Genomic DNA, 19,926 nt, shown 5'->3' on the forward strand with positions numbered 1-19,926 from the left:
GCACGTCGTGCCCATCTCGATGGTCGAGCGTGTCGAGACCCGGTGCGCCCGCGCCTGGGTCGCCTCGCGGGGCGCAGCCGGCTCGACCAGCGGAAGGTCGACGGGCCGGCGTGCAGTTGAATAGAGAGGTGACCGCAATTCTGATCGACCAGCTCCGCGCCGACCTCGCCACCGCCAACTTCTCGGTGACCGCCCTGACCGGGCTGTGGGGCATCGAGGCGGATGCCGCCCTGCACCGCAACCAGCGGGTGCCGGCCCTGCGGGCGCTCGCGCGGCTGCGCGCCACCCTCACCGTGCCCGAACCGAATGTGGTGCTCGCCCAGTTGTTCGTGCTCGGCCTGCCCGTGGCTCGGACCGAGATCGACGCCGCGCTGCCGACCCTCGGCGTAGACGGCGCCGAGCGGCTCGGCCTCCTCAGCGCCCACCACGCACACGGCGGCACCGCCGAGGAACCCGCCCTCGATGCCGGGCCGGCGCTGGTGGCGCCGCTGGTGGACCTGCGCCCGTACAGCTTCGTCGACGCGCACGGGGCCGGCAGTTGGTGGATCACCTCGGACCTGGGCGAACTGGCCCTCGGGCATCCGCTCGGTGAGAACCACGTGCTCGGCGTGGGCGGCGCCTCGCTCACCCTGAGCGCCCTGATGATCCCCACCCCGGTCGACAGCGCGCTCGACCTCGGTACCGGTTGCGGCATCCAGGCCCTGCACGCCGCCAGGCACGCCACCCGGGTGGTCGCCACCGACATCTCCGAGCGCGCCCTCGAGCTTGCGGCGCTGAACGCCCGGCTGAACGGCGTCGAGAACATCGAGTTCAGGCTCGGCAGCCTGTTCGACCCGGTGGCCGGGGAGCGTTTCGACCACATCATCTCCAACCCGCCGTTCGTGATCACCCCGCGGGTGGAGGGTGTGCCCAGCTACGAGTACCGCGACGGCGGCATGGTGGGCGACGCCCTCGTGGAGGCCGTGGTGCGCGGCGCGGCCGAGCATCTCACGCCGGGCGGGGTCGCTCAGTTGCTCGGTAACTGGGAGTACCACGAGGATGACGCCTTCGACAGGCTCACGGACTGGCTGGCAGCCCCGGCGGGTGGCGACGCCCCAGAGGCAACGGGGCGCGCCGGCCACCCTGCCGCGTTGGATGCCTGGATCATCGAACGCGAGGTGCAGGCGCCCACCGGCTACGCCGAGACCTGGATCCGCGACGGCGGCACCCGCCCGGACACCCCCGACTTCGACCGCCTCTACGGCGCCTGGCTCGACGACTTCGAGGCCCGCGGGGTGCGCCAGGTGGGCTTCGGCTACATGCTGCTGCGGCGCCCCCTGGATGGCCGAGGCCGCCGCGCCGCGCCGCCCCGCCCGCGCCTGCTGCGGCTCGAACGGCTGCCGGAGGCGCTGGGCCACAACGCGGCCGGCATCGGCAACCACCTGGCCGAGTGCCTGGCCGCGCACGACTGGCAGGCCGGGCTGGACGACGACGCACTGTCGCGCAGCACCCTCACGGTGGCATCCGACGTCACCGAGGAGCGGCACTTCTGGCCGGGCCAGGAGGATCCGACCCTGATGACCCTGCACCAGGGCGGCGGCTTCGGCCGGTCGGTGCCGCTGGACACCGCCCAGGCCGCCCTGATCGGCGCCTGCGACGGCGAGCTGCCGGTGGGCGCCATCATCGACGCGATCGCCCAGCTGCTGGATGCCGACGCGGCCGCCCTGCGGACCGAGCTGCTGCCCCGGGTGCGTGCCTTGCTCGACGACGGCTTCCTCGAGCCGCCTGCCGCCGGCTCCGCAGCCTGACCTGCCCGCCAACCGGCCGGTCGGTCGGCCGCCCGCATCCGCTCGCCCCGCCGACCTGACCGTTGCCGAAACGGACATTTGCACCCGGTGTGCCGGCACCAATTGTCCGGAACGGGAACAGTTGTGGCCGTCGCCCACCCCACCCGGCGCGCCACCGCCACGGCCGAAAGCCGACGGCCACGGCCTGAGGTAGCGTGAGGGGTACCACTTCGAGGGGCCGAGAGGAGTGCGTCACCAGACGCGAGTACGCCATGCAACGTCGGACCTTCTTGATCAGCTCCCTCTCCGGGCTGTCTCTGCTCGCGCTCAGCGGATGCGTGCCGCCCCGGCCCACTCCCACGGGCTCGCCCACACCCACCAGCACGCCAGCGCCGTCCCTGGTGCCGCAGCCGCAAGACATGCTGCGCAGCTCCTGGTCCGCCGACCCGTTCGCCCGCGGTTCCTACAGCTTCGCGGCGGTGTCCTCGACGCCGCAGCAACGCGAAGACCTCGCCGAACCCATCCTCGACCGGCTGTTCCTCGCCGGCGAAGCGCTCTCCGACACCGCCCCCGGCACTGTGCAGGGCGCCCTCGGCTCCGGTCAGCGCGCCGCCAGGGCCCTGGTGGACGTCGCCGAACCCGGCGAGCGGGTGGCCGTGATCGGCGCCGGCGCCGCGGGCATCGCCGCCGCCCGGCTGCTCACCGACGCCGGGTTCACGGTTCTCGTGATCGAGGCCCGCGACAGGCTCGGCGGCCGCATCCAGACCGTCACCAACGACTCCTGGCCGATTCCCGTCGAACTCGGCCCGTCGTTCATCGTCGCCAGCAGCGCCAACTCGCTCGACGAGGTGTTCACCGGACTCGAGGTCTCGCACGAGCCGTTCGCACCGGCCGCTGAGGCCCGCACCCCGGACGGCACCGTCACCCCGGTCTCGCCCGTGGGCGCCGACACCGTCACGGCCGCGCTGGCGTGGGCCGCCGCGCAGGCCGAGGACACCTCACTGGCCAAGGCCCTCGTCGCCACCGGCTCGGCCACCCTGTCGATGACGGATGGTGAGACCGGGGTCTCCGACGCCGACTGGCTGGACTACCAGCTCGCCACCTCCACCACCCTGGAGTCCGGCGCCCCGGCCGAGGAGATGTCCGGCTGGTACACCCCCACCCCGGCATCCACCGCGGCGGACGACACCCGCATCGTGCTCGGCGGCTACAGCACCCTGCTCGACGAGGATGCGGCGGGCCTGGACGTGCTCTACTCCAGCGTGGTGACCCGGGTGTCGTACACCGACACATCCGTGAGTCTGCGGTTGGGCACGGGCGAATCGCTCACCGTGGACCGGGCGATCGTGACGGTGCCCCTGGGCGTGCTCAAGAGCGACGTGATCGAATTCGACCCGCCGCTGCCGTTCGCGCACCGCGGCGCGATCGCCGCCCTCGGGATGGGCACCCTCGACAAGATCTGGCTGCGCTTCGAGGAGCCGTTCTGGGATACCGAGGCGGTGCTCTGGACCACGGTCGGCGATGACACCCTCGATTTCAGGGTGTGGGTGAACATGATGCCGATCACCAACGAGCCGATCCTGGTGGGGTTCGTCAGTGGCGAGCAGGCGCTCGCGCTGGCGAAGTCCGACAACACCGAATTCACCGACGCCGCCCTGCGCAGCCTGGAGCCGTTCGCGATCGTCGCGACGGCCACTCCGGCGCCCTGACCGGGGCATCCGCCGCGGCCCGCGCGGGCCAGGAACCGTCGCCCGGAGATTAACGAGTAAAACTCAGAGTTCCGGTGTAAGCTCCTCGAAACGTCTAGACGGTGAAGGGGCCGCCCGTCTCAGGGACACCCCCACGGGGAGATCCAGTCGTTGCCCGACTGGTCGTGCCGACGGAGTCCAGCCGGGTGTTTTTCGCCGTCGGCCACCGGGTGTGGTCGCGATCCCGATGTCCCATATGCACCGTGGCCACTGCCCATCCCGATTGACCGTGTGAACCATGTATATTCTGACAAATCTTGAATCCGTGTCGTTGCTGGACTTCAATCCCAATCTGCCCTGCGAGGGCAGCCACCATCACCGGAGCCTCAGCGGCCACGCCGCCGCAGAGCCCGGAGCCTTCATGGTGATCTCACCGTGCTGCGGACCGAAGGTGATCCAGTGCTCGCCACGGGTCTCGGCCATGCAGGCCTCCGGCGTGCTCTACTGCGGCACCTGCGAGTCTGAGCACCTCACCAGCCAGTACACCTTCGTCCCCGTCGAGCAGTAACACTCACTCGCCCCGGCTAGTTCGGCACCGACGACGCGCGGTCGCCGCGCGGCCGGGGCCGCCAGCTGAGTCGCGACGTGGCCACGAGCAACGCCGCAATGCCCACAAAAAGTACCGCGGCGATCACGCAGTACAGCAGGGTCTCAAGCGGGCCGCTCACCTGCGCCGGGTCGAGGAAGAAGTACGGGTACCAGCCCACGTTCGCGCCGCGCACGAGCGTGAAGACGCCCCAGGCGAGCGGGTACGGCAGGATCCAGCGCAGGAAGCGCCAGGACAGCCGGGCCTTGCCCGTATCGGTCAGCCAGTCCAGGAGCGCGATGGTGGGGATGTAGAAGTGCAGCACCTGGCTCGGCCAGGGCACTTCCATCGTGTAGTCGCGCGATGACGACTGGATGACGATGGTGAGGAACACGATTCCGGACACGAGGATGTACGTCGTCACGACCGCCCGGAACAGGTCCAGCCACTGCGGGTCCTTCTCCTGGCGGAACGCCACGATCGCACCGAGCACAAACGCGATCACCGCCGCGATCGCGCTCTGCACCGTGAAATAGGTGAACACGTTGTAGGCGGCGAAGGTGGGGAACAGCAGCACGTACTCGTAGTTGCCGATCAACCCGATGACGCCGGCGGTGGCCAACAGCAGCCGGCCGATGCCGTAACTTGACCGCAGGGTCAGGCGTGGGCGCGCGCGCAACGGCTCGCGCGCCTTAGGACCCTCCCGCATCGGGGAGGATTCGCGCACCGTCGGTCCCGTCCGGCCGGAACCGGAAGCCTGCGCGCCCATACTCCCACGGTACGCCAGACCGGCGGCCGCCCGGGGCCAGCCCGGTCAGAGCCGGATGCTGAAACTCGCCTCGCCGTGCTCCGCCAGGTCGGTCACCTGCACCGATTCGACACTCGCCGAGCGTGGTCCGGTGTGCAGCCAGGCCAGCATCCGCTCGATCGCGTCGTCGGTGCCCTCGATCTCGGCCTCGACCGCGCCGTCGGACCGGTTGCGCACGTATCCGCCCACGCCCAGGCTGCTGGCCTGCGCCTCGGTGTAGTACCGAAACCCCACGCCCTGCACCATTCCGTTGACGATCACCCGCTTGCGACTCACGCTCCCCATTGTGTGCGTGCCGGTTCTGCGCCGCAACTGTTGCCGGTGCGGACATTTGCACCCGGCGCACTGGGGGAAAATGTCCGCAGCGGTACCACTTGGCTCACGGAGTCTCGACGGGTTTGACCAGCGGCGGGGTCTCGAGAGGGCCGAGCGCCGGTCAGGCGGAGTCGCGCCAGACGATCTCGGTGTCGAGCAGGATGCCGCCGAGCTCGGGGGCCTCGCCGCGCAGCTGGCTGAGCACCGATTCGGCTGCGCGCTCGCCGAGTCCGTTGGCGGGCTGACGCACCGTGGAGAGCAGCGGCTGGCAGCGGAGCGCCCAGGCGCTGTCGTCGAACCCGACGATGCCCACATCACCGGGCACGCTGCGGCCGGCCTCGCGCAGGGCGTTCAGCGCGCCGGCGGCGATCACGTCGGACGCCGCGAAGACTCCGTCGATCAACGGGTCCTGGGCCAGCAGCGCGCGCATGCCGTCGCGGCCGTCGGCGTAGGTGTAGAGCGGCACCGGGGCCACCAGGGCCGGGTCGAACCGGTCGCCGAGGGCATCCGTGAAGCCGGCCAGCCGGTCGGCGCCGGAGTCCCGGTCCAGGGCCGCGGCGATCATGCCGATGCGCTGCCGTCCGGTGCCGATCAGCCGTTCGGTGATGGCCCGGGCCGAGGCGCGGTTGTTGATTCCCACGTACGACAGGCCGTGCAGGTCGTGCGGATGCCCGACAAACGCGGCCGGCAGGTCCAGCCGCTCGATCACGCGGGTGATCGGGTCTTCTTCGCGGGCCGACACCACGACGACGCCGTCGACGAAGCCACCGCTGAGGTACCGGGCCACGCGCTCGGTGTCGCGGTCGGACTCGATCACCAGGCTCACCATCTGGTAATCGGCGCGGGAGAGGGCGCTGTTGGCGCCGAGCAGGATCTCGCCGATGTTGGGGTCTTCGAGAAACAGGGAGTGCGGCTCGTGCACGATGAGTCCCACGGCCTGGGAGCGCTGCATCACCAGGTTGCGGGCGGCGGTGTTCGGTACGTAGCCGACCTTCTCGATGGCGGCCTCGATCGCGATGCGGGCCTCCGCCGACACGTAGGGCTCGTTGTTCACCACTCGGCTCACGGTGCCGCGGGAGACCCCGGCCTCCGCGGCGACGTCGTGGATCGTCGCGCGCCTTCGCCGCCCCGGAATTGTCACCATTCGATAACTGTACAGTCCTCTCAGCTTGACACCGGCGCCGCGATGTACTTACTCTGTGTACGTTCACAGACACTCAACGAGGAGTCATTCGCTCGTCGGCCTGTGCACGTTCACAGAACGTACCGCCCCACCCCGAGCAGGAGCAGATGAGCACCCCAGTAGCCACCCCGGCCGTGACCGACACGGTCACCCCGACGACCCCGTTCGTGCAGAACGGCATCGCCTACGGCTGTGACTACAACCCCGAGCAGTGGGGCTCCGAGGTCTGGGCCGAAGACGTGCTGCTCATGCAGCAGGCCGGCGTCGACCTCGTGGCCATCAACATCTTCGGCTGGTCCGCGCTCGAACCGGCGCCGGGGGAGTACGACTTCACCCTGCTCGACACCATCGTCGACCTGCTGCACGCGCACGGCATCCGGGTGAACCTGGGCACCGGCACCTCGTCGCCGCCGCCGTGGCTGACCACCCTGCACCCCGAGATCCTGCCCGAGACCGAGGACGGCACCACCCGCTACCCCGGCGGCCGTCAGGCCTGGTGCCCGAGCTCGCCGGTGTTCCGCGAGCACGCGCTGCGCCTGGTGGAGCAGGTCGCCCGCCGCTACGGACACCACCCCGCCGTGGCGCTCTGGCACGTCTCCAACGAGCTCGGCTGCCACAACGCGCTCTGCTACGACGACGACACCGCCGCCGCGTTCCGCGGTTGGCTCGAGGCCAAGTACGGCAGCATCGCCGCCCTGAACGCCGCCTGGGGCACCAGCTTCTGGAGCCAGCGCTACACCGCCTGGGCCGAGGTGCACACCCCGCGGCTCACCCTGTCCAGCCGCAACCCCGGGCAGGTGCTCGACTTCCACCGGTTCAGCTCCCACGAACTGCTCGGCTACTACAAGGCCGAAGAGGCCGTCATCCGCCGGCACAGCGACCTGCCCGTCACCACGAACTTCATGGTCGCCGCGCACATCCGCAATCTCGACTACTGGTCCTGGGCATCCGCCGTGGACGTGGTCGCCAACGACCACTACCTCGACCACCGGCTCGCCGACCCCACCACCGAACTGGCCTTCGCCGCCGACCTCACCCGCGGCCTGGCCGGCGGCGACGCCTGGCTGCTCATGGAGCAGGCCACCAGCGCCGTCAACTGGCAGCCGCTGAACCTGGCCAAAACGCCGGGAGAGCTCACCCGCAACTCGCTGGCGCACGTGGCCCGCGGCGCCGACGCGATCTGCTTCTTCCAGTGGCGCGCCTCGCAGCAGGGCTCGGAGAAGTTCCACTCCGCCCTGGTGCCCCACGCCGGCACCGACACCGTGCTCTGGCGCGAGGTCGTGGCCCTCGGCGCCACCCTCGACAGCCTCGACGAGATCATCGGCACCCGGGTCGTGGCGGATGTCGCCATCCTGTTCAGCTGGGAAGCCTGGTGGGCCGGGGACGGTGAATCCCGCCCGTCGCAGTCGGTGAATTACCTCGAGCAGGTGCACGCCGCGTACACCGCGCTGCATAGGCTCGGCGTCACCGTCGACATCGTCTCCCCGGATGCCGACCTGTCCGGCTACAACCTCGTGGTGGTGCCCGCGCTCTACCTGGTCACCGACGGCCAGGCCGACAACCTCGCCGGGTTCGTCGCCGCGGGCGGGCACACCCTGGTCACCTTCTACAGCGGCATCGTCGACGAAGACGACAGGGTGCGCCTCGGCGGCTACCCCGGCGCGTTCCGCGACCTGCTCGGCATCTCGGTGGAGGAGTTCGCCCCGATCCGGCCCGGCCAGTCCGTGGGCCTGGACGGCGCCTTGGCCGGGCTGACCGCCGGCAGCACCGGCACGCTGTGGACCGAACGCCTCAGCCTGGCCGGAGCGGAGGCCCTGGCCGGCTACACCGACGGCGCCCTCGCCGGGGTGCCCGCCATCACCCGGCACAGCCACGGCGCCGGCACCGCCTGGTACCTCGCCACCGCACCTGACCCCGACACCTACCGCGACCTGCTGCGCACCATCGGCGTCGCCGCGCGCATCACCGCGGTCGGCCCGGAGAACGACGGCCTGCTCGAGGTCGTGCGCCGCGCCGCGGCCGACCGCTCCTACCGCTTCATCATCAACCACGGCGACACCGACGTGGAGGTGAGCGGGACCGGACACGAACTCGTCACCGACGCCGCTGTCGCCCGCACCCTGCGCGTACCGGCCGGAGCCGTGCGCGTACTCAGAGAGGACACCGCATCATGAGTGCACCAGCCCTTCCGGCCGCGGATGCCCGGCGTGCGGCCACCCGCAGCCCCGCACCGAAGCCCCGCAAGATCAGGGTGGCCCACCCCAAGGCGATCGCGGTCTTCATCGTGCCCTTCGCCATCCTGTTCACGCTGTTCTACCTGATCCCGATCGGCTACGCGATCTACCAGTCGCTGCTCGTGGTGGAGCGTGACGGCACGTTCGGCAAGGCCACCCAGGTGTTCGGCGGCCTGACCCAGTACATCGCGGTGTTCCAGAACGGTCCGTTCTGGGAGTCGATCGGCCGGGTGCTCGCCTTCGGCGTGGTGCAGGTGCCGGTCATGCTCGGCCTGGCGCTGCTGTTCGCGCTGCTGCTGGATTCCCCGCTGCTGCGCGGCAAGCGCTTCTTCAGGCTCGCCTTCTTCGTGCCGTACGCCGTGCCCGGTGTCATCGCCGCGATCATGTGGGGCTTCCTCTACTCGCCCAACCTGTCGCCGTTCACCGCGCTCACCAGCAACGTCAGCTTCCTCTCCGCCGACCTGGTGCTCTGGGCCATCGCGAACGTCGTCACCTGGGTCTACGTGGGCTACAACATGCTCATCATCTACTCGGCCCTGCTGGCCATCCCCACCGAGATCTACGAGGCTGCCCGCCTCGACGGCGCCGGGCAGCTGCGCATCGCCTGGTCGATCAAGATCCCGCTGATCATGCCCGCGATCGTGCTCACCGGCATCTTCTCCATCATCGGCACCCTGCAGCTGCTCGCCGAGCCGCAGGTGTTCCGCACCTTCAGCTCCGCGGTGACCAGCACCTTCACCCCGAACCTGATGGTCTACTCCACCTCCTCGATCCCCAACGTGAACCTCGCCGCCGCGTTCAGCGTGGTGCTGGCCCTGGCCACCTTCGTGCTCTCGTTCTCGTTCCTCAAGTTCACCCAGCGGAAGGAAGGCAAATGAGCGCCCTCACCGAGCCCGTCGTCCGCCCCGCCAAGCGCGCCAGGAACACCACCCCGACCGCCAAGGTCGCCAAGGAGAGCCCGCTCTCCCGCGTCGGCGCGATGACCGTGATGCTGGTCTTCACGCTCTACTTCCTCATCCCGATCTGGTGGCTGTTCATCGCCGGCACCAAGAGCAGCGCCCAGTTCACCAGCACCAACCCGCTCTGGTTCGCCGACTTCAACCTGTTCGCGAACATCGGCAACCTGGTCGCCTACCGCGACGGGGTCTTCCTCAAGTGGATGCTGAACAGCGCCATCTACGCCGGCGCCGGCGCCCTGCTGGCCACCCTGTTCGCCGCGATGTGCGGCTACGCCCTGGCGAAGTACCGCTTCCCGGGCCGGGAACTGCTGTTCAACATCGTGCTCGGCGGCGTGCTCGTGCCCGCCACAGCGCTGGCGCTGCCGCTGTTCCTGATCTTCAGCCAGGTCAACCTCACGAACACCTTCTGGGCCGTGTTCCTGCCCAGCCTGGTCAGCCCGTTCGGCGTGTACCTCACCCGCATCTTCGCCTCGGCGAGCGTGCCGGACGAACTCATCGAGGCCGCCAGGCTCGACGGCGCCGGCGAGGTGCGCACCTTCTTCACGGTGTCGGTGAAGCTGATGTTCCCGGCCCTGGTCACGGTGTTCCTCTTCCAGTTCGTGGCCATCTGGAACAACTTCTTCCTGCCGCTGATCATGCTGCGCGACGAGACCCTGTTCCCGGTCACCCTGGGCCTCTACGCCTGGAACTCGCAGGTGAACCAGATCCCCGAGCTGCGCGGTTACGTGCTCATCGGCGCGCTGCTGTCGATCATCCCGCTGATCATCCTGTTCCTGCTGCTGCAGCGCTTCTGGCGGAACGGCCTCGGCGCCGGCAGCGTCAAGTAACCCCCCTACCTCCCGACTTTTCCACCCGGCTTCACCCGCACCATCCAGCACCACTCCTTTTCAGCGAAAACCCAACGAAGGAAAATCATGCGAATCACGAAAAGAGCGGCCACCGTTGCCCTGCTCACGGCAGCCACGGTCGCGATGACCGGCTGCTCCGCCGCCGGCACCTCCAGCGACAGCGCCGATGCTGCCTGCGAGCCCGCCGAGGGCAAGGTCGAATTGACCTTCACCTCCTGGATCCCCGGCATCGAAGAGGTCGTCGACGTCTGGAACAAGGCCAACCCCGACATCCAGGTGGCCGTGCAGACCGGTCCGAACGGCAACGGCGGCACCTACGCCAACTTCTTCAACCAGCTCGAGGCCGGCAACGCGCCCGACCTCGGCCAGATCGAATACGACGCCCTGCCCAACTTCCGCGTGCAGGACGGCCTGGTCAACCTCGCATCCTGCGACGGTGTGATGGACGCCAAGGCCGACTTCGTCGACTGGACCTGGGGCCAGGTCAGCTTCAACGAAGACGACGCCGCCTACGCCATCCCGCAGGACTCCGGCCCCATGGCCATGTTCTACCGGGCCGACCTCTTCGAGGCCAACGGCATCGCGATCCCCACCACCTGGGAAGAGTACGCCGTGGCCGCCGAGCAGGTGCGCGCCACCGGTGCCTACATCACCAACTTCTCGCAGAGTGACATCAACCAGTTCGCCGGACTCGTCTGGCAGGCCGGCGGCACCTGGTTCGGCAACGACGGAACCGACTGGAACGTCGACCTGACCGGCGACGAGTCGATCATGGTGGCCGACTACTGGCAGGACCTGATCGACCGCGACCTCGTGTCGACGCAGCCGGCCTGGACCACCGAGTGGGACAACGCCTACAACACCGGCGCGGCCTGGACCTGGAACTCCGCAGCCTGGGGTGCGAACTCCATCGCCAGCGGCGCACCGGACACCGCGGGCAAGTGGGCCGTCGCGGCCTCCCCGCAGTGGGAAGCCGGCGATGAGGCCAGCGGCAACTGGGGTGGCTCATCCACCGCGGTCTTCACCGGCTCCAAGCACCCGTACGAAGCCGCGCAGTTCGCCCTGTGGCTGAACAGCTCGAGCGAGTCGCTCACCATGCTCAACGAATCGGCCAACCTGTACCCGGCCGCCAAGGAAGGCCTGAACCTGCCCGTGCTCAAGGAAGGCGTGGAGTTCTACGGCGACCAGCCGATCTACGACGTCTTCGCCGAGGCATCCGGCCAGGTCTCGAGCGACTTCGTCTGGGGTCCGACCATGACCCAGACGTACAACGACGTCTCGGACGGCTTCAAGGCTGCGGTGAGCGGCAACGGCACCCTCGCGGATGCCCTCAGCACCGGCCAGAGCGCCACCGTCAAGGCCCTGCAGGCGCAGTCCATTCCCGTCAAGGAGTAACTCGCCCGCTCGTTGCCCGACCGTACCGCCCGGCGCATCCGCCGGGCGGTGCGGTCGTGTCAGCACCCCCTTCACCCCGTTGACCGCATTCACCCCAGTGACCGCATTCACCCCGTTCACCGCATTCACCCCAGTGACCCCGGCCACCCCAGTCATGACTGGCCCACTTTTGCTAGTGGAGTGGGCCTCGGCACTAGCAAATCCGGGCCAGTCCAGAATTGCCCTGTTGTGACTGGCCCACTTTTGCTAGTTGAAGGCACCCGCGCACTAGCAAAAATGGGCCAGTCCAGAACTGCCCTGGAGTGACTGGCCCACTTTTGCTAGTGGAGTGGGCTCCGTCACTAGCAAATCCGGGCCAGTCCCGAATACCCGACCGTAGGAAGCAGCGCCATGATCCACCACCTCCGTGCCGCCGGCACCAGCCTCGTTCTTGACGCCTCCGGCAGCGGAGTGCCCGTGATCGTGCACTGGGGCGGCGACCTCGGCGCGCTGTCCCCGACCGATCTCGCGGCGCTGGCCGCGGCGAACGTGCCGCCCGTGGGTCCCAGTTCGGTGGATGTGCCGCTGCGGCTCTCGCTGCTGCCCACCCTGGCCGACGGCTGGAGCGGCCGGCCCGGTCTCGGCGGCTTCCGCGCAGGCGCCGGGCCGCTCGACCTGGCCCTGGGCCTGGTGGCGGTGCACGAGCGGGGTACGAACCAGCTGACCATCGAGTCGGCGGATGCCGCGGCATCCGTCTCGGTCGCCACCGAACTCGAACTCACCGTGCAGGGCGTGCTGCGGCTGCGACACACCCTCACCAACACCGGCGGCGACGCGTTCGAGCTCGGCAGCCTCGACGCCACCCTGCCGGTGCCCGACCGGGCGGGCGAACTGCTGGACTTCACCGGGCTATGGAGCCACGAACGCCGGCCGCAGCGCAGCACCCTCGGCCAGGGCGTTTGGAGCCGGGAGTCCCGGCACGGCCGGCCCGGCCATGACGACTCCTACCTCACCGTGGCGGGCACCCCCGGCTTCGGCTTCCGCCGGGGCGAGGTGTGGGCGCTGCACCTGGCCACCAGCGGCGACAAGCGCGTGTTCGCGGAGCGCAGCGCGCTCGGCTACGCCACTCTCGGCGCCGGCGAACTGCTCGCGCCCGGCGAGCTGAGCCTGGCCGTCGGCCAGAGCTACACCAGCCCGTGGACCGTGGCCGTGTACTCCGACCGGGGCCTGGACGGGCTCAGCGCCCGGCTGCACCCGTGGATTCGCGCGTGGTCGACCATCGCCGGGCCACGCCCGGTGCTGCTGAACACCTGGGAGGCCGTGTACTTCGACCACGACCTGCCCACCCTGAGCCGCCTCGTCGATGCGGCCGCGCGGGTCGGTGTGGAGCGGTTCGTGCTCGACGACGGCTGGTTCTCCGGCCGCACCGACGATCAGCGCGCGCTCGGCGACTGGTTCGTCGATGCCGCCAAGTGGCCAGAGGGCCTGCACCCCCTCATCGAACGCGTGCACGCCGCCGGACTCGACTTCGGTCTCTGGGTGGAGCCGGAGATGGTCAACCCCGACTCCGATCTGGCCCGGACGCACCCGGACTGGCTGCTCGGCGCGGCATCCGCCCCCACCTGGCGTGGCCAGCGGGTGCTCGACCTGGCCAACCCGGATGCGTACGCCTGGCTGCTCGAACGGCTCACCGCGCTGCTGGCCGAATACCCCATCGCGTACCTCAAGTGGGACCACAACCGCGACCTGCTCGGCGGCTCCGTGCACCGGCAGACCGCCGCGCTGTACAGGTTGATCGACGCCGTGCGCGCCGCGCAGCCGGGCCTGGAGATCGAGTCCTGCGCCTCGGGCGGCGGTCGGATCGACCTTGGCATCCTCGAACGGGTGGACCGGGTCTGGACCAGCGATACCAACGACCCGCTGGAACGCCAGCAGATCCAGCGCTACACCAGCGTGCTGGTGCCGCCGGAATACCTCGGCGGGCACCTCGGCGCCGCGACCGCACACACCACCGGGCGCACCTCGGCGCTGGGCTTCAGGTTGGCCACGGCGCTGTTCGGCAGCGCCGGCATCGAGTGGGACCTCACCCAGGCGTCGGAGGCCGAGCTCGACCAGATCGCGGCTTGGATCGCCGTCTTCAAGGAGCGCCGGGCGCTGCTGCACACCGGCGTCGTTGTGCACGCCGACGGCTCCGACCCGGCGCTCGAGCTGCACGGTGTGGTGGCGACGGATGGCGCCTCCGCAGTGTTCGCGCAGGTCGCGCTGGCCGCGCCGCGCGCCGCGCTGCCCGCGCCGATCCGCTTCCCGGGCCTCGACCCCGCCCGGCGGTACCGGGTGCGGCCGCTGCTCGTGGGCCCGCAGCCGCACGTCGTGCAGACCATCCCGCCGGCTTGGCTGGCCGCCGACGCGGATGAGTTGGTGCTCACCGGAGCCATGCTCGCCGAGGTGGGACTGCCGGCCCCGCTGCTCACCCCGGAGCAGGCGGCTCTGTTCACCCTGGACGCCGTCTAGGGCTTCCTGACCGCGCGACGTGTTCGCCGCCGCGCGAGGGCTGGCTTCGCGAGGTGTGATGTCTCACGAGGCGTCATGTCTCGCGAGGTGTGATGTTTCGCGAGAGCGGCCATATGGCTGCTACAGCGGATTGAGGCAGCCAGACGCCCGCTTTCGCGGATAGGAGATCTCGCGAGAGCGGCCTTATGGCTGCTTCAGCGGATTGAGGCAGCCATACGCCCGCTTTCGCGGGGACGGACCACTCGCGCGGGGGACGGACCACTCGCGCGTGGGGACGGACCATTCGCGCGGGGACGGACCATTCGCGCGGGGACGGACCATTCGCGCGGGGGACGGACCACTCGCGCGGGGGACGGACCACTCGCGCGGGGACGGACCACTCGCGCGGGGGGCATCACACCGTGCCATGTCGCTTGCCGGGAGTCACTTGCGAAGAGTCGCCTGCGGGGACCCATGTTCGGGATTGCGCGCGCGGGATCTTGTGCGGGGGATCTCGCGAGAGCGGCGATATGGCTGCTTCAGCGGATTGAGGCAGCCACATGCCCGCTCTCGTGGGTGTGCACTTCGCGAAAGCGGGCGTATGGCTACCTCAATTGCGTGAGGTAGCCATACGCCCGCTTTCGCGGAAGACGGGCGGGGTGGGCGGCACTAACGTAAGGGGCATGAACGACCAGACTTCGCCGCCCCGGCGCCCAGCGCTGACGGGCAAGATCCTGGTCACCGGGGCATCCGGCACCGTGGGGCGGGCCGTCGTGGATGCGCTGGCCGCCGCGGGTGAATCCGTGGTCGCGGGGATGCGCGACCCGCGCGCCTGGATCGCGGAGAGCGCCCGGCGGGCCAGCGGCACCGCGGCCGGGCAACAGCCCGACGGTTCCAGCGCTGCCCGAGCCGGCGCTGCCCACGACGGTACCGCGGGCCCAGGCGCCAGCCGGACCGGCGCCGTCGGTGCGGTCCCGGTGCGGCCGGGCGCCAAGCCGGTGCGGGCGCCCAACCAGAAACCCGAACGCAACCCCGCCCGTAAGCCCAACGGACTCGCCGCCGCGCCGCTCAACCGCACGGTCGGGCGCCCCGGCTCGGGCGCAGCGGGCACCCCGGCCCGGCCCGGCGCCGCATCCAGCAAAGCCGCCGCAGCCGCCGCCGGACACGCTGCCGACGGCACCGGCGCCAGCGTGCGCGCCTTCGACTTCGCCGACCGCAGCACCTGGGCCCGCGCCCTCGCCGGCGTCGACAGAGTGTTCCTGCTGGTGCCGCCCACCATCTCCGACGTGGGCCGCACCCTCATCCCGTTCATCGACCAGGCGATGGAGGTGAGCGGCGTGCAGCAGATCGTCTTCCTATCGGCACCGGGCAGCCGGTTCGACATCCGGTCGCCGCACCACCAGGTGGAGCAGTATCTCAAGCGCACCCGCACACCGCACACGATCCTGCGGCCCAACGTGCTCATGCAGACCCTGTCCACGCTGTATCGGGACGACATCCGCCTGCGCAGCGAGATCGTGCTGCCTGCGGGCGGGGCCAGGGTGGCGTTCGTGGATGCGGCCGACGTGGGCCGGGCCGCCGCCCGGGTGCTGACCGAACGCGGCCACCTGGGCAAGGCGTACGCCCTGGCCGGGGAGCAGTCACACAGCTACGCGCAGCTGGCCGAGCTCCTCACCGAGGTGCTCGGCCGGCCCGTGCGTTACACCATCACGACCGAGGCCGAGTTCTCGGGCCTCGCCGCGAAACAGGGTGCCAGTGCCCCGGACATCGCCGCGCAGGCGGGCTGGTACCGCGCGGTGCGCCGGCGCCTCACCGCGCTGCCGAACCGCAGCATCCGCCGGCTGACCGGCCGGCCGGCGACCACGCTGCGCAGTTTCGTCGAGGAGCACCGCCAGACCTGGGTCTGAGGTGGTGGCTGCTTCTCGTCGTTACGCGGCGGGCACGTCGTCGACCTTGACCACGGCGAAGCTCGCGTCGAGCTCCACATCGATGTCCTGGCCGTTCTCGAGGGTGACCTCTACCTCGTACGCGTGGTCGAAGTCGTCGCTGCGCTCGACCTCGGAGACGGTGCCGACGGTTCCGGCGGGCAGAGCCGCGAGGGCAGCGGCCGAGGCGGAGTCGCGGTCAGAGTCGGTGAGCGGCGCCAGGGCCGAGTCGTCGGTGCCGGTGGAGTCGTCGGAACCAGTGGCGTCGTCGGAGCCGGCGGTCCCGGTGGCCGGAGCCGAGCCGGCGGAATCCGCGGGCAGGCCGTCGACCCAGAGCACGCCGAACGTCTTGTCCAGCGCCACCTCCACGTCGGAGCCGTTGGCGAGGGTCACCTCCACCTCGTAGGCGTGCGCGTCCTCGCTGTCGGAGGCCTGGCTGTCGGTGACGGTGCCGCTGCCCACGGCGTCGAGGGCAGCCGCGCTGGCCTTGTCGAGGGTGCTGCCGGTGAGGGGGCCGTCAGTCCCGAACGGACCGTCGAACGGGTCGGCGATGGCCAGGCCCGCGCCGCCCGCCACGAGAACGGCGGCAACGGCTGCGCTGGTGATCCAGATGGTCTTCTTCTTCACGGTGTGTCCCTTGTCTCGTGCGGTGCCACGGTTGCCGTGGCTGATGTTCCTACTGTGCCAAGGCACCGCTGAAGCCAGGCTGAAGCCCGCTGAACGCCGCTTCAGAAACGCGCGTGACGAGCGCTCAGGCCTCGTCGGCGGTGTCGGCCTGGGCGGGCAGGCGCACCTCGAAGCGTGCGCCGCCGAGGGCGCTATCGGAGACCCGCACGCTGCCGCCGTGCGCGTGCACGCTCTCCCGCACGATCGCCAGCCCCAGCCCGGTGCCGCCGGATGCCCGTGCCCGGGACTCGTCGAGCCGCACGAACCGCTCGAACACCCGCTCGCGCTCGCCCGGCGGCACCCCATGGCCGTCGTCCTCCACGACCAGCAGCGCCTGGCCGTCGACCACGCCGAGCGACAGGCTCACCCGGCCGGAGGCGTGCTGGGCGGCGTTGTCGACGAGGTTGCGCACCACCTGGCCGAGCAGGTTCTGGTCGCCGTGCACCCGGGCGGGGCCCACCCCGGTGCTGTCGATGGCGAGCGCCATGGTGTCGCGCAACCGGCGGGCCTCGGCGAGCACCAGGTCGTCCACGTCCACGGCGGTGCCGGTCGCCGCGGGCGACAGCTCGGTCACCCTGGCCAGCAGCAGCATGCCCGCCACGAGCCGCTCCAGCCGGGCGCCCTCGTCGAGCACCGCCTCGGACAGGTCGTCGAGGTTGACCCGGTCCGGATGCGCCTGGGCCACCTCGGCGTACTGGCGGAGCGACGCGAGCGGCGAGCGCAACTCGTGCGAGGCATCCGAGACGAACTGCCGTTGGGCCTGCTGGGAGCGCTCGAGCCGATCGAGCATGCCGTTCATGGTGAGCGCCAGCCGGCCGATCTCGTCGGCGCCTCCCGGGGTGACGATGCGGCGGTCGAGGCTGGTGGCGGTGACGGCGTCGACCTGGCGGCGCATCCGTTCGACCGGGGCCAGCGCCCGGCCCACCACGATCCAGGTGAGCAGCGCCACGACACCGATCAGCAGCGGCACCGCGCCGGCGAGCAGACCGGCGACGGTGGTGACGGACTCGTCCACGTCGTCGAGCGACCGGCCGGCCAGCACGGTGGTGTCGTCGTCGAGGGTCTCGGCGGCGACGAGGAACGCGGCGTCCTCGCCGGGGACCCCGACCGGGCGGGCGCCGTCGTCGTCCGCGAAGTCTGCGGTGTCGAGGGTGTGGCCGTCGAGCCAGTCGCTGACGGCCAACGTGGCGCCGGAGCCGTCGGTGACCTGCACCAGCACCTCGTCGTCGTCGGTGTCGACGCCGGTGAGGCCGCCGGTGTCTTCCAGCTCGGTCTCGATCAGCGCCAGGTCGCGGTCGACGGCGGCGTCGACCCCGTCAAGCAGCAGGCTGCGCAGCACCAGCACGAACAGGAGCGCGCCCACCACCAGGGTGACGGCCACGATCGCGGTTGATACCAGGGTGATGCGGCCCCGCAACGACCGGGCGCGCGGGCCGCGCTTCTTATCGGTCGGCTCAGCCACCGTCGGCCGCCAACCTGTAGCCGGCGCCGCGCAGCGTCTCGATCGCGGCCCGGTCGAACGGCCGGTCCACCTTGTTGCGCAGGTGCCGCACGTACACCTCCACGATGTTCGGGTCGCCCTCGAAGTCGAAATCCCAGACGTTGTCGAGCACGTCACGTTTGCTCACCACGGTGCCGCGGTTGCGCATCAGGTACTCCAGCACCGCGAACTCCCGAGCGGTGACGTCAACGGATGCGGCGCCCCGGGTGACCAGGCGGGTGGCGGGGTCGAGGGGCAGGTCGCCGGCCCGCAACACGGTGGGTCTGGCGCTGGTGCCGCGGCGGATGAGGGCACGCATGCGGGCCAGCAGCACGGCGGAGGAGAACGGCTTGGTGAGGTAGTCGTCGGCGCCGGTGTCGAGCGCCTCGATCTGGTCCCATTCGCCGTCCTTGGCGGTGAGCATCAGGATCGGGGTCCAGTTCTCCTCGGCGCGCAGGGTCTCGCAGACCCGGTACCCGCTGAGGCCGGGCAGCATGATGTCGAGCAGGATGACCGCGTATTCGTTCTCGCGGGCCAGCCACAGGCCGTCCGGGCCGGTGCCGGCCACATCGACCGCGAAGCCCTCGGCCTCGAGGCCGCGCTTGAGCCCGGTCGCCAGCCGCACCTCGTCTTCCACCACCAGCACCCGCATCCGGCCCCCATCGTCGTCTGTTGGCCAAGCGGCCGCCGAGGCCAAGTCTGACGGATGCCGCTGAAGGCAAGCTGAAACCGCCGTGACCAGCCCGGATGTCGGTCGGAACGCGCACCGTGCCCCGCTGCCGTGCCCCGCCCGCGGCGCCGGGCAGTTCTGCAAAAGAGTGGGTGCCGGCAGGTTGGGGCCGAGGCGGGGCCGAGTGGGCCCGGCGGCTCAGCGGCGACGCAGCAACAGCCGGGCGAGGGACACGTTGGCCAGCAGGAGGAGGCCCACGACCACCAGGACCGCAGGCCACAGGCCGTTGGCGTCGTAAACGGCCAGCGCCAGGAGCGGCCCCGCGACGGCGCCGAGGTCGCCGGCGGTGCGGGTGATGCCCACCACGAGGCCGCTCTGCCGGGCGGGCACGGCCTCGCTCATGAGCACCGTCGGTACGATGGCGGCCACGCTGGTCGCCAGGCCGTAGAGCACGATCCCGAGGGCGAACAGCCACGGACCGTTCGCCACCGGGAAGATCAGCAGGGCCGCCGCCGAGGCGAGTGTGCCGGGCACGAGCACGGCGAAGCGGTAACCACGGTCGATGAGCGAGCCGACCACGGGCAGTGCTGCCAGCGACAACAGGGTCGACACGGCCAGCGCCACGCCGAGGGTGAGCGGGGTGAGTCCGCCGGTGTCGTAGGCGGCGACCGGAACGAGGCCCTGCTCGCCGCCGAACCTGGCGAAGAAGGTGGCGAATGAGCTGAGCGCGAGAGCGATCACGATCGCGGTGACGCCGACGCCGGCGTAGGTGGGCGAGCTCGAGCGCTGAGCGGATGCAGCGGTGGGCGGGGTCTCGACAAGTTCGACCAGTGGGCGGGCCTCGACCATTTCGATGGCCGAGCCTGTCGAGACCCGGTGGCAGTCTTCCGGCGTGGCCGGCGCGGCGGGCGCGGCGGGCGCGACGGGCGCGGCG

The 19,926-nt window shown here is 70.5% G+C and carries 16 protein-coding genes; 9 read left to right on the plus strand and 7 right to left on the minus strand.

Features of this window, described 5'->3' with window-relative positions; genetic code table 11:
- Nucleotides 1-128: 128 nt before the first annotated feature.
- The 3 genes from ACEN2M_RS12045 (at nt 129) to ACEN2M_RS12055 (ending at nt 4,022) form a co-directional block, all read left to right on the plus strand.
- The gene (locus tag ACEN2M_RS12045) at nt 129-1,787 is read left to right on the plus strand and encodes a class I SAM-dependent methyltransferase (protein WP_441648370.1); all 1,659 of its coding nucleotides are present in this window, start codon (nt 129-131) and stop codon (nt 1,785-1,787) included.
- A gap of 269 nt (nt 1,788-2,056) precedes the next feature.
- Nucleotides 2,057-3,475 carry an FAD-dependent oxidoreductase gene (locus tag ACEN2M_RS12050; RefSeq protein ID WP_441648371.1) on the plus strand — a complete coding sequence of 473 codons (1,419 nt, stop codon included), beginning with the start codon at nt 2,057-2,059 and terminating at the stop codon, nt 3,473-3,475.
- 277 nt (nt 3,476-3,752) lie between these two features.
- Nucleotides 3,753-4,022, plus strand: a complete 270-nt coding sequence (locus ACEN2M_RS12055; protein ID WP_441648372.1) for a hypothetical protein — start codon at nt 3,753-3,755, stop codon at nt 4,020-4,022.
- 16 nt (nt 4,023-4,038) lie between these two features.
- On the opposite strand, the gene ACEN2M_RS12060 is transcribed toward ACEN2M_RS12055, so the two are convergent.
- From ACEN2M_RS12060 to ACEN2M_RS12070, 3 genes are all read right to left on the minus strand, one after another.
- Nucleotides 4,039-4,809, minus strand: a complete 771-nt coding sequence (locus ACEN2M_RS12060) for a Pr6Pr family membrane protein (protein WP_441648373.1) — start codon at nt 4,807-4,809, stop codon at nt 4,039-4,041.
- 45 nt (nt 4,810-4,854) lie between these two features.
- Nucleotides 4,855-5,124, minus strand: a complete 270-nt coding sequence (locus tag ACEN2M_RS12065; RefSeq protein WP_441648374.1) for an acylphosphatase — start codon at nt 5,122-5,124, stop codon at nt 4,855-4,857.
- 160 nt (nt 5,125-5,284) lie between these two features.
- Entirely contained in the window at nt 5,285-6,307 is a 1,023-nt protein-coding gene (locus ACEN2M_RS12070) for a LacI family DNA-binding transcriptional regulator (protein WP_441648375.1), read from the minus strand.
- 146 nt (nt 6,308-6,453) lie between these two features.
- Between ACEN2M_RS12070 and ACEN2M_RS12075 the strand changes: the two genes are divergently transcribed.
- From ACEN2M_RS12075 to ACEN2M_RS12100, 6 genes are all read left to right on the plus strand, one after another.
- On the plus strand, nt 6,454-8,520 hold the full coding sequence (locus ACEN2M_RS12075; protein WP_441648376.1) for a beta-galactosidase: 2,067 nt from the start codon (nt 6,454-6,456) through the stop codon (nt 8,518-8,520).
- Nucleotides 8,517-9,458: a carbohydrate ABC transporter permease gene (locus ACEN2M_RS12080; RefSeq protein WP_441648377.1), complete on the plus strand. Its 942-nt coding sequence runs from the start codon at nt 8,517-8,519 to the stop codon at nt 9,456-9,458. Before ACEN2M_RS12075 ends, ACEN2M_RS12080 begins: the two co-directional genes overlap by 4 nt.
- Entirely contained in the window at nt 9,455-10,366 is a 912-nt protein-coding gene (locus ACEN2M_RS12085; RefSeq protein WP_441648378.1) for a carbohydrate ABC transporter permease, read from the plus strand. The genes ACEN2M_RS12080 and ACEN2M_RS12085 overlap by 4 nt, the downstream gene beginning before the upstream one ends.
- Nucleotides 10,367-10,453: 87 nt before the next feature.
- Nucleotides 10,454-11,782, plus strand: a complete 1,329-nt coding sequence (locus ACEN2M_RS12090) for an ABC transporter substrate-binding protein (protein WP_441648379.1) — start codon at nt 10,454-10,456, stop codon at nt 11,780-11,782.
- 390 nt (nt 11,783-12,172) lie between these two features.
- Nucleotides 12,173-14,272, plus strand: coding sequence for an alpha-galactosidase (locus ACEN2M_RS12095; RefSeq protein ID WP_441648380.1), 2,100 nt, complete (start codon nt 12,173-12,175; stop codon nt 14,270-14,272).
- Between the two features lie 662 nt (nt 14,273-14,934).
- Nucleotides 14,935-16,158, plus strand: a complete 1,224-nt coding sequence (locus ACEN2M_RS12100; protein ID WP_441648381.1) for an NmrA family NAD(P)-binding protein — start codon at nt 14,935-14,937, stop codon at nt 16,156-16,158.
- A gap of 21 nt (nt 16,159-16,179) precedes the next feature.
- Here ACEN2M_RS12100 and ACEN2M_RS12105 read toward each other — a convergent pair whose 3' ends face one another.
- From ACEN2M_RS12105 to ACEN2M_RS12120, 4 genes are all read right to left on the minus strand, one after another.
- The gene (locus ACEN2M_RS12105) at nt 16,180-16,803 is read right to left on the minus strand and encodes a PepSY domain-containing protein (protein WP_441648382.1); all 624 of its coding nucleotides are present in this window, start codon (nt 16,801-16,803) and stop codon (nt 16,180-16,182) included.
- 124 nt (nt 16,804-16,927) lie between these two features.
- Complete coding sequence (locus tag ACEN2M_RS12110) at nt 16,928-18,304, minus strand: sensor histidine kinase (protein ID WP_441648383.1); 1,377 nt, start codon at nt 18,302-18,304, stop codon at nt 16,928-16,930.
- Nucleotides 18,297-18,974, minus strand: coding sequence for a response regulator transcription factor (locus ACEN2M_RS12115; RefSeq protein WP_441648384.1), 678 nt, complete (start codon nt 18,972-18,974; stop codon nt 18,297-18,299). The genes ACEN2M_RS12110 and ACEN2M_RS12115 overlap by 8 nt, the downstream gene beginning before the upstream one ends.
- A 216-nt stretch (nt 18,975-19,190) precedes the next feature.
- On the minus strand, nt 19,191-19,926 hold a 736-nt coding region (locus tag ACEN2M_RS12120), incomplete at its 5' end, for an MFS transporter (protein ID WP_441648385.1).

Source organism: Cryobacterium sp. W22_MBD10_FK3, from assembly GCF_052113745.1.
In the GTDB taxonomy this organism is placed as follows: domain Bacteria; phylum Actinomycetota; class Actinomycetes; order Actinomycetales; family Microbacteriaceae; genus Cryobacterium.

Bases quoted from the DNA above. Each gene is read 5' to 3' on its own strand.
- ACEN2M_RS12080 (WP_441648377.1), top strand. From the start codon at position 8,517: ATGAGTGCACCAGCCCTTCCGGCCGCGGATGCCCGGCGTGCGGCCACC.
- ACEN2M_RS12090 (WP_441648379.1), top strand. From the start codon at position 10,454: ATGCGAATCACGAAAAGAGCGGCCACCGTTGCCCTGCTCACGGCAGCC.
- ACEN2M_RS12115 (WP_441648384.1), bottom strand. From the start codon at position 18,974: ATGCGGGTGCTGGTGGTGGAAGACGAGGTGCGGCTGGCGACCGGGCTC.
- ACEN2M_RS12085 (WP_441648378.1), top strand. From the start codon at position 9,455: ATGAGCGCCCTCACCGAGCCCGTCGTCCGCCCCGCCAAGCGCGCCAGG.
- ACEN2M_RS12100 (WP_441648381.1), top strand. From the start codon at position 14,935: ATGAACGACCAGACTTCGCCGCCCCGGCGCCCAGCGCTGACGGGCAAG.
- ACEN2M_RS12075 (WP_441648376.1), top strand. From the start codon at position 6,454: ATGAGCACCCCAGTAGCCACCCCGGCCGTGACCGACACGGTCACCCCG.
- ACEN2M_RS12070 (WP_441648375.1), bottom strand. From the start codon at position 6,307: ATGGTGACAATTCCGGGGCGGCGAAGGCGCGCGACGATCCACGACGTC.
- ACEN2M_RS12060 (WP_441648373.1), bottom strand. From the start codon at position 4,809: ATGGGCGCGCAGGCTTCCGGTTCCGGCCGGACGGGACCGACGGTGCGC.
- ACEN2M_RS12055 (WP_441648372.1), top strand. From the start codon at position 3,753: ATGTATATTCTGACAAATCTTGAATCCGTGTCGTTGCTGGACTTCAAT.
- ACEN2M_RS12095 (WP_441648380.1), top strand. From the start codon at position 12,173: ATGATCCACCACCTCCGTGCCGCCGGCACCAGCCTCGTTCTTGACGCC.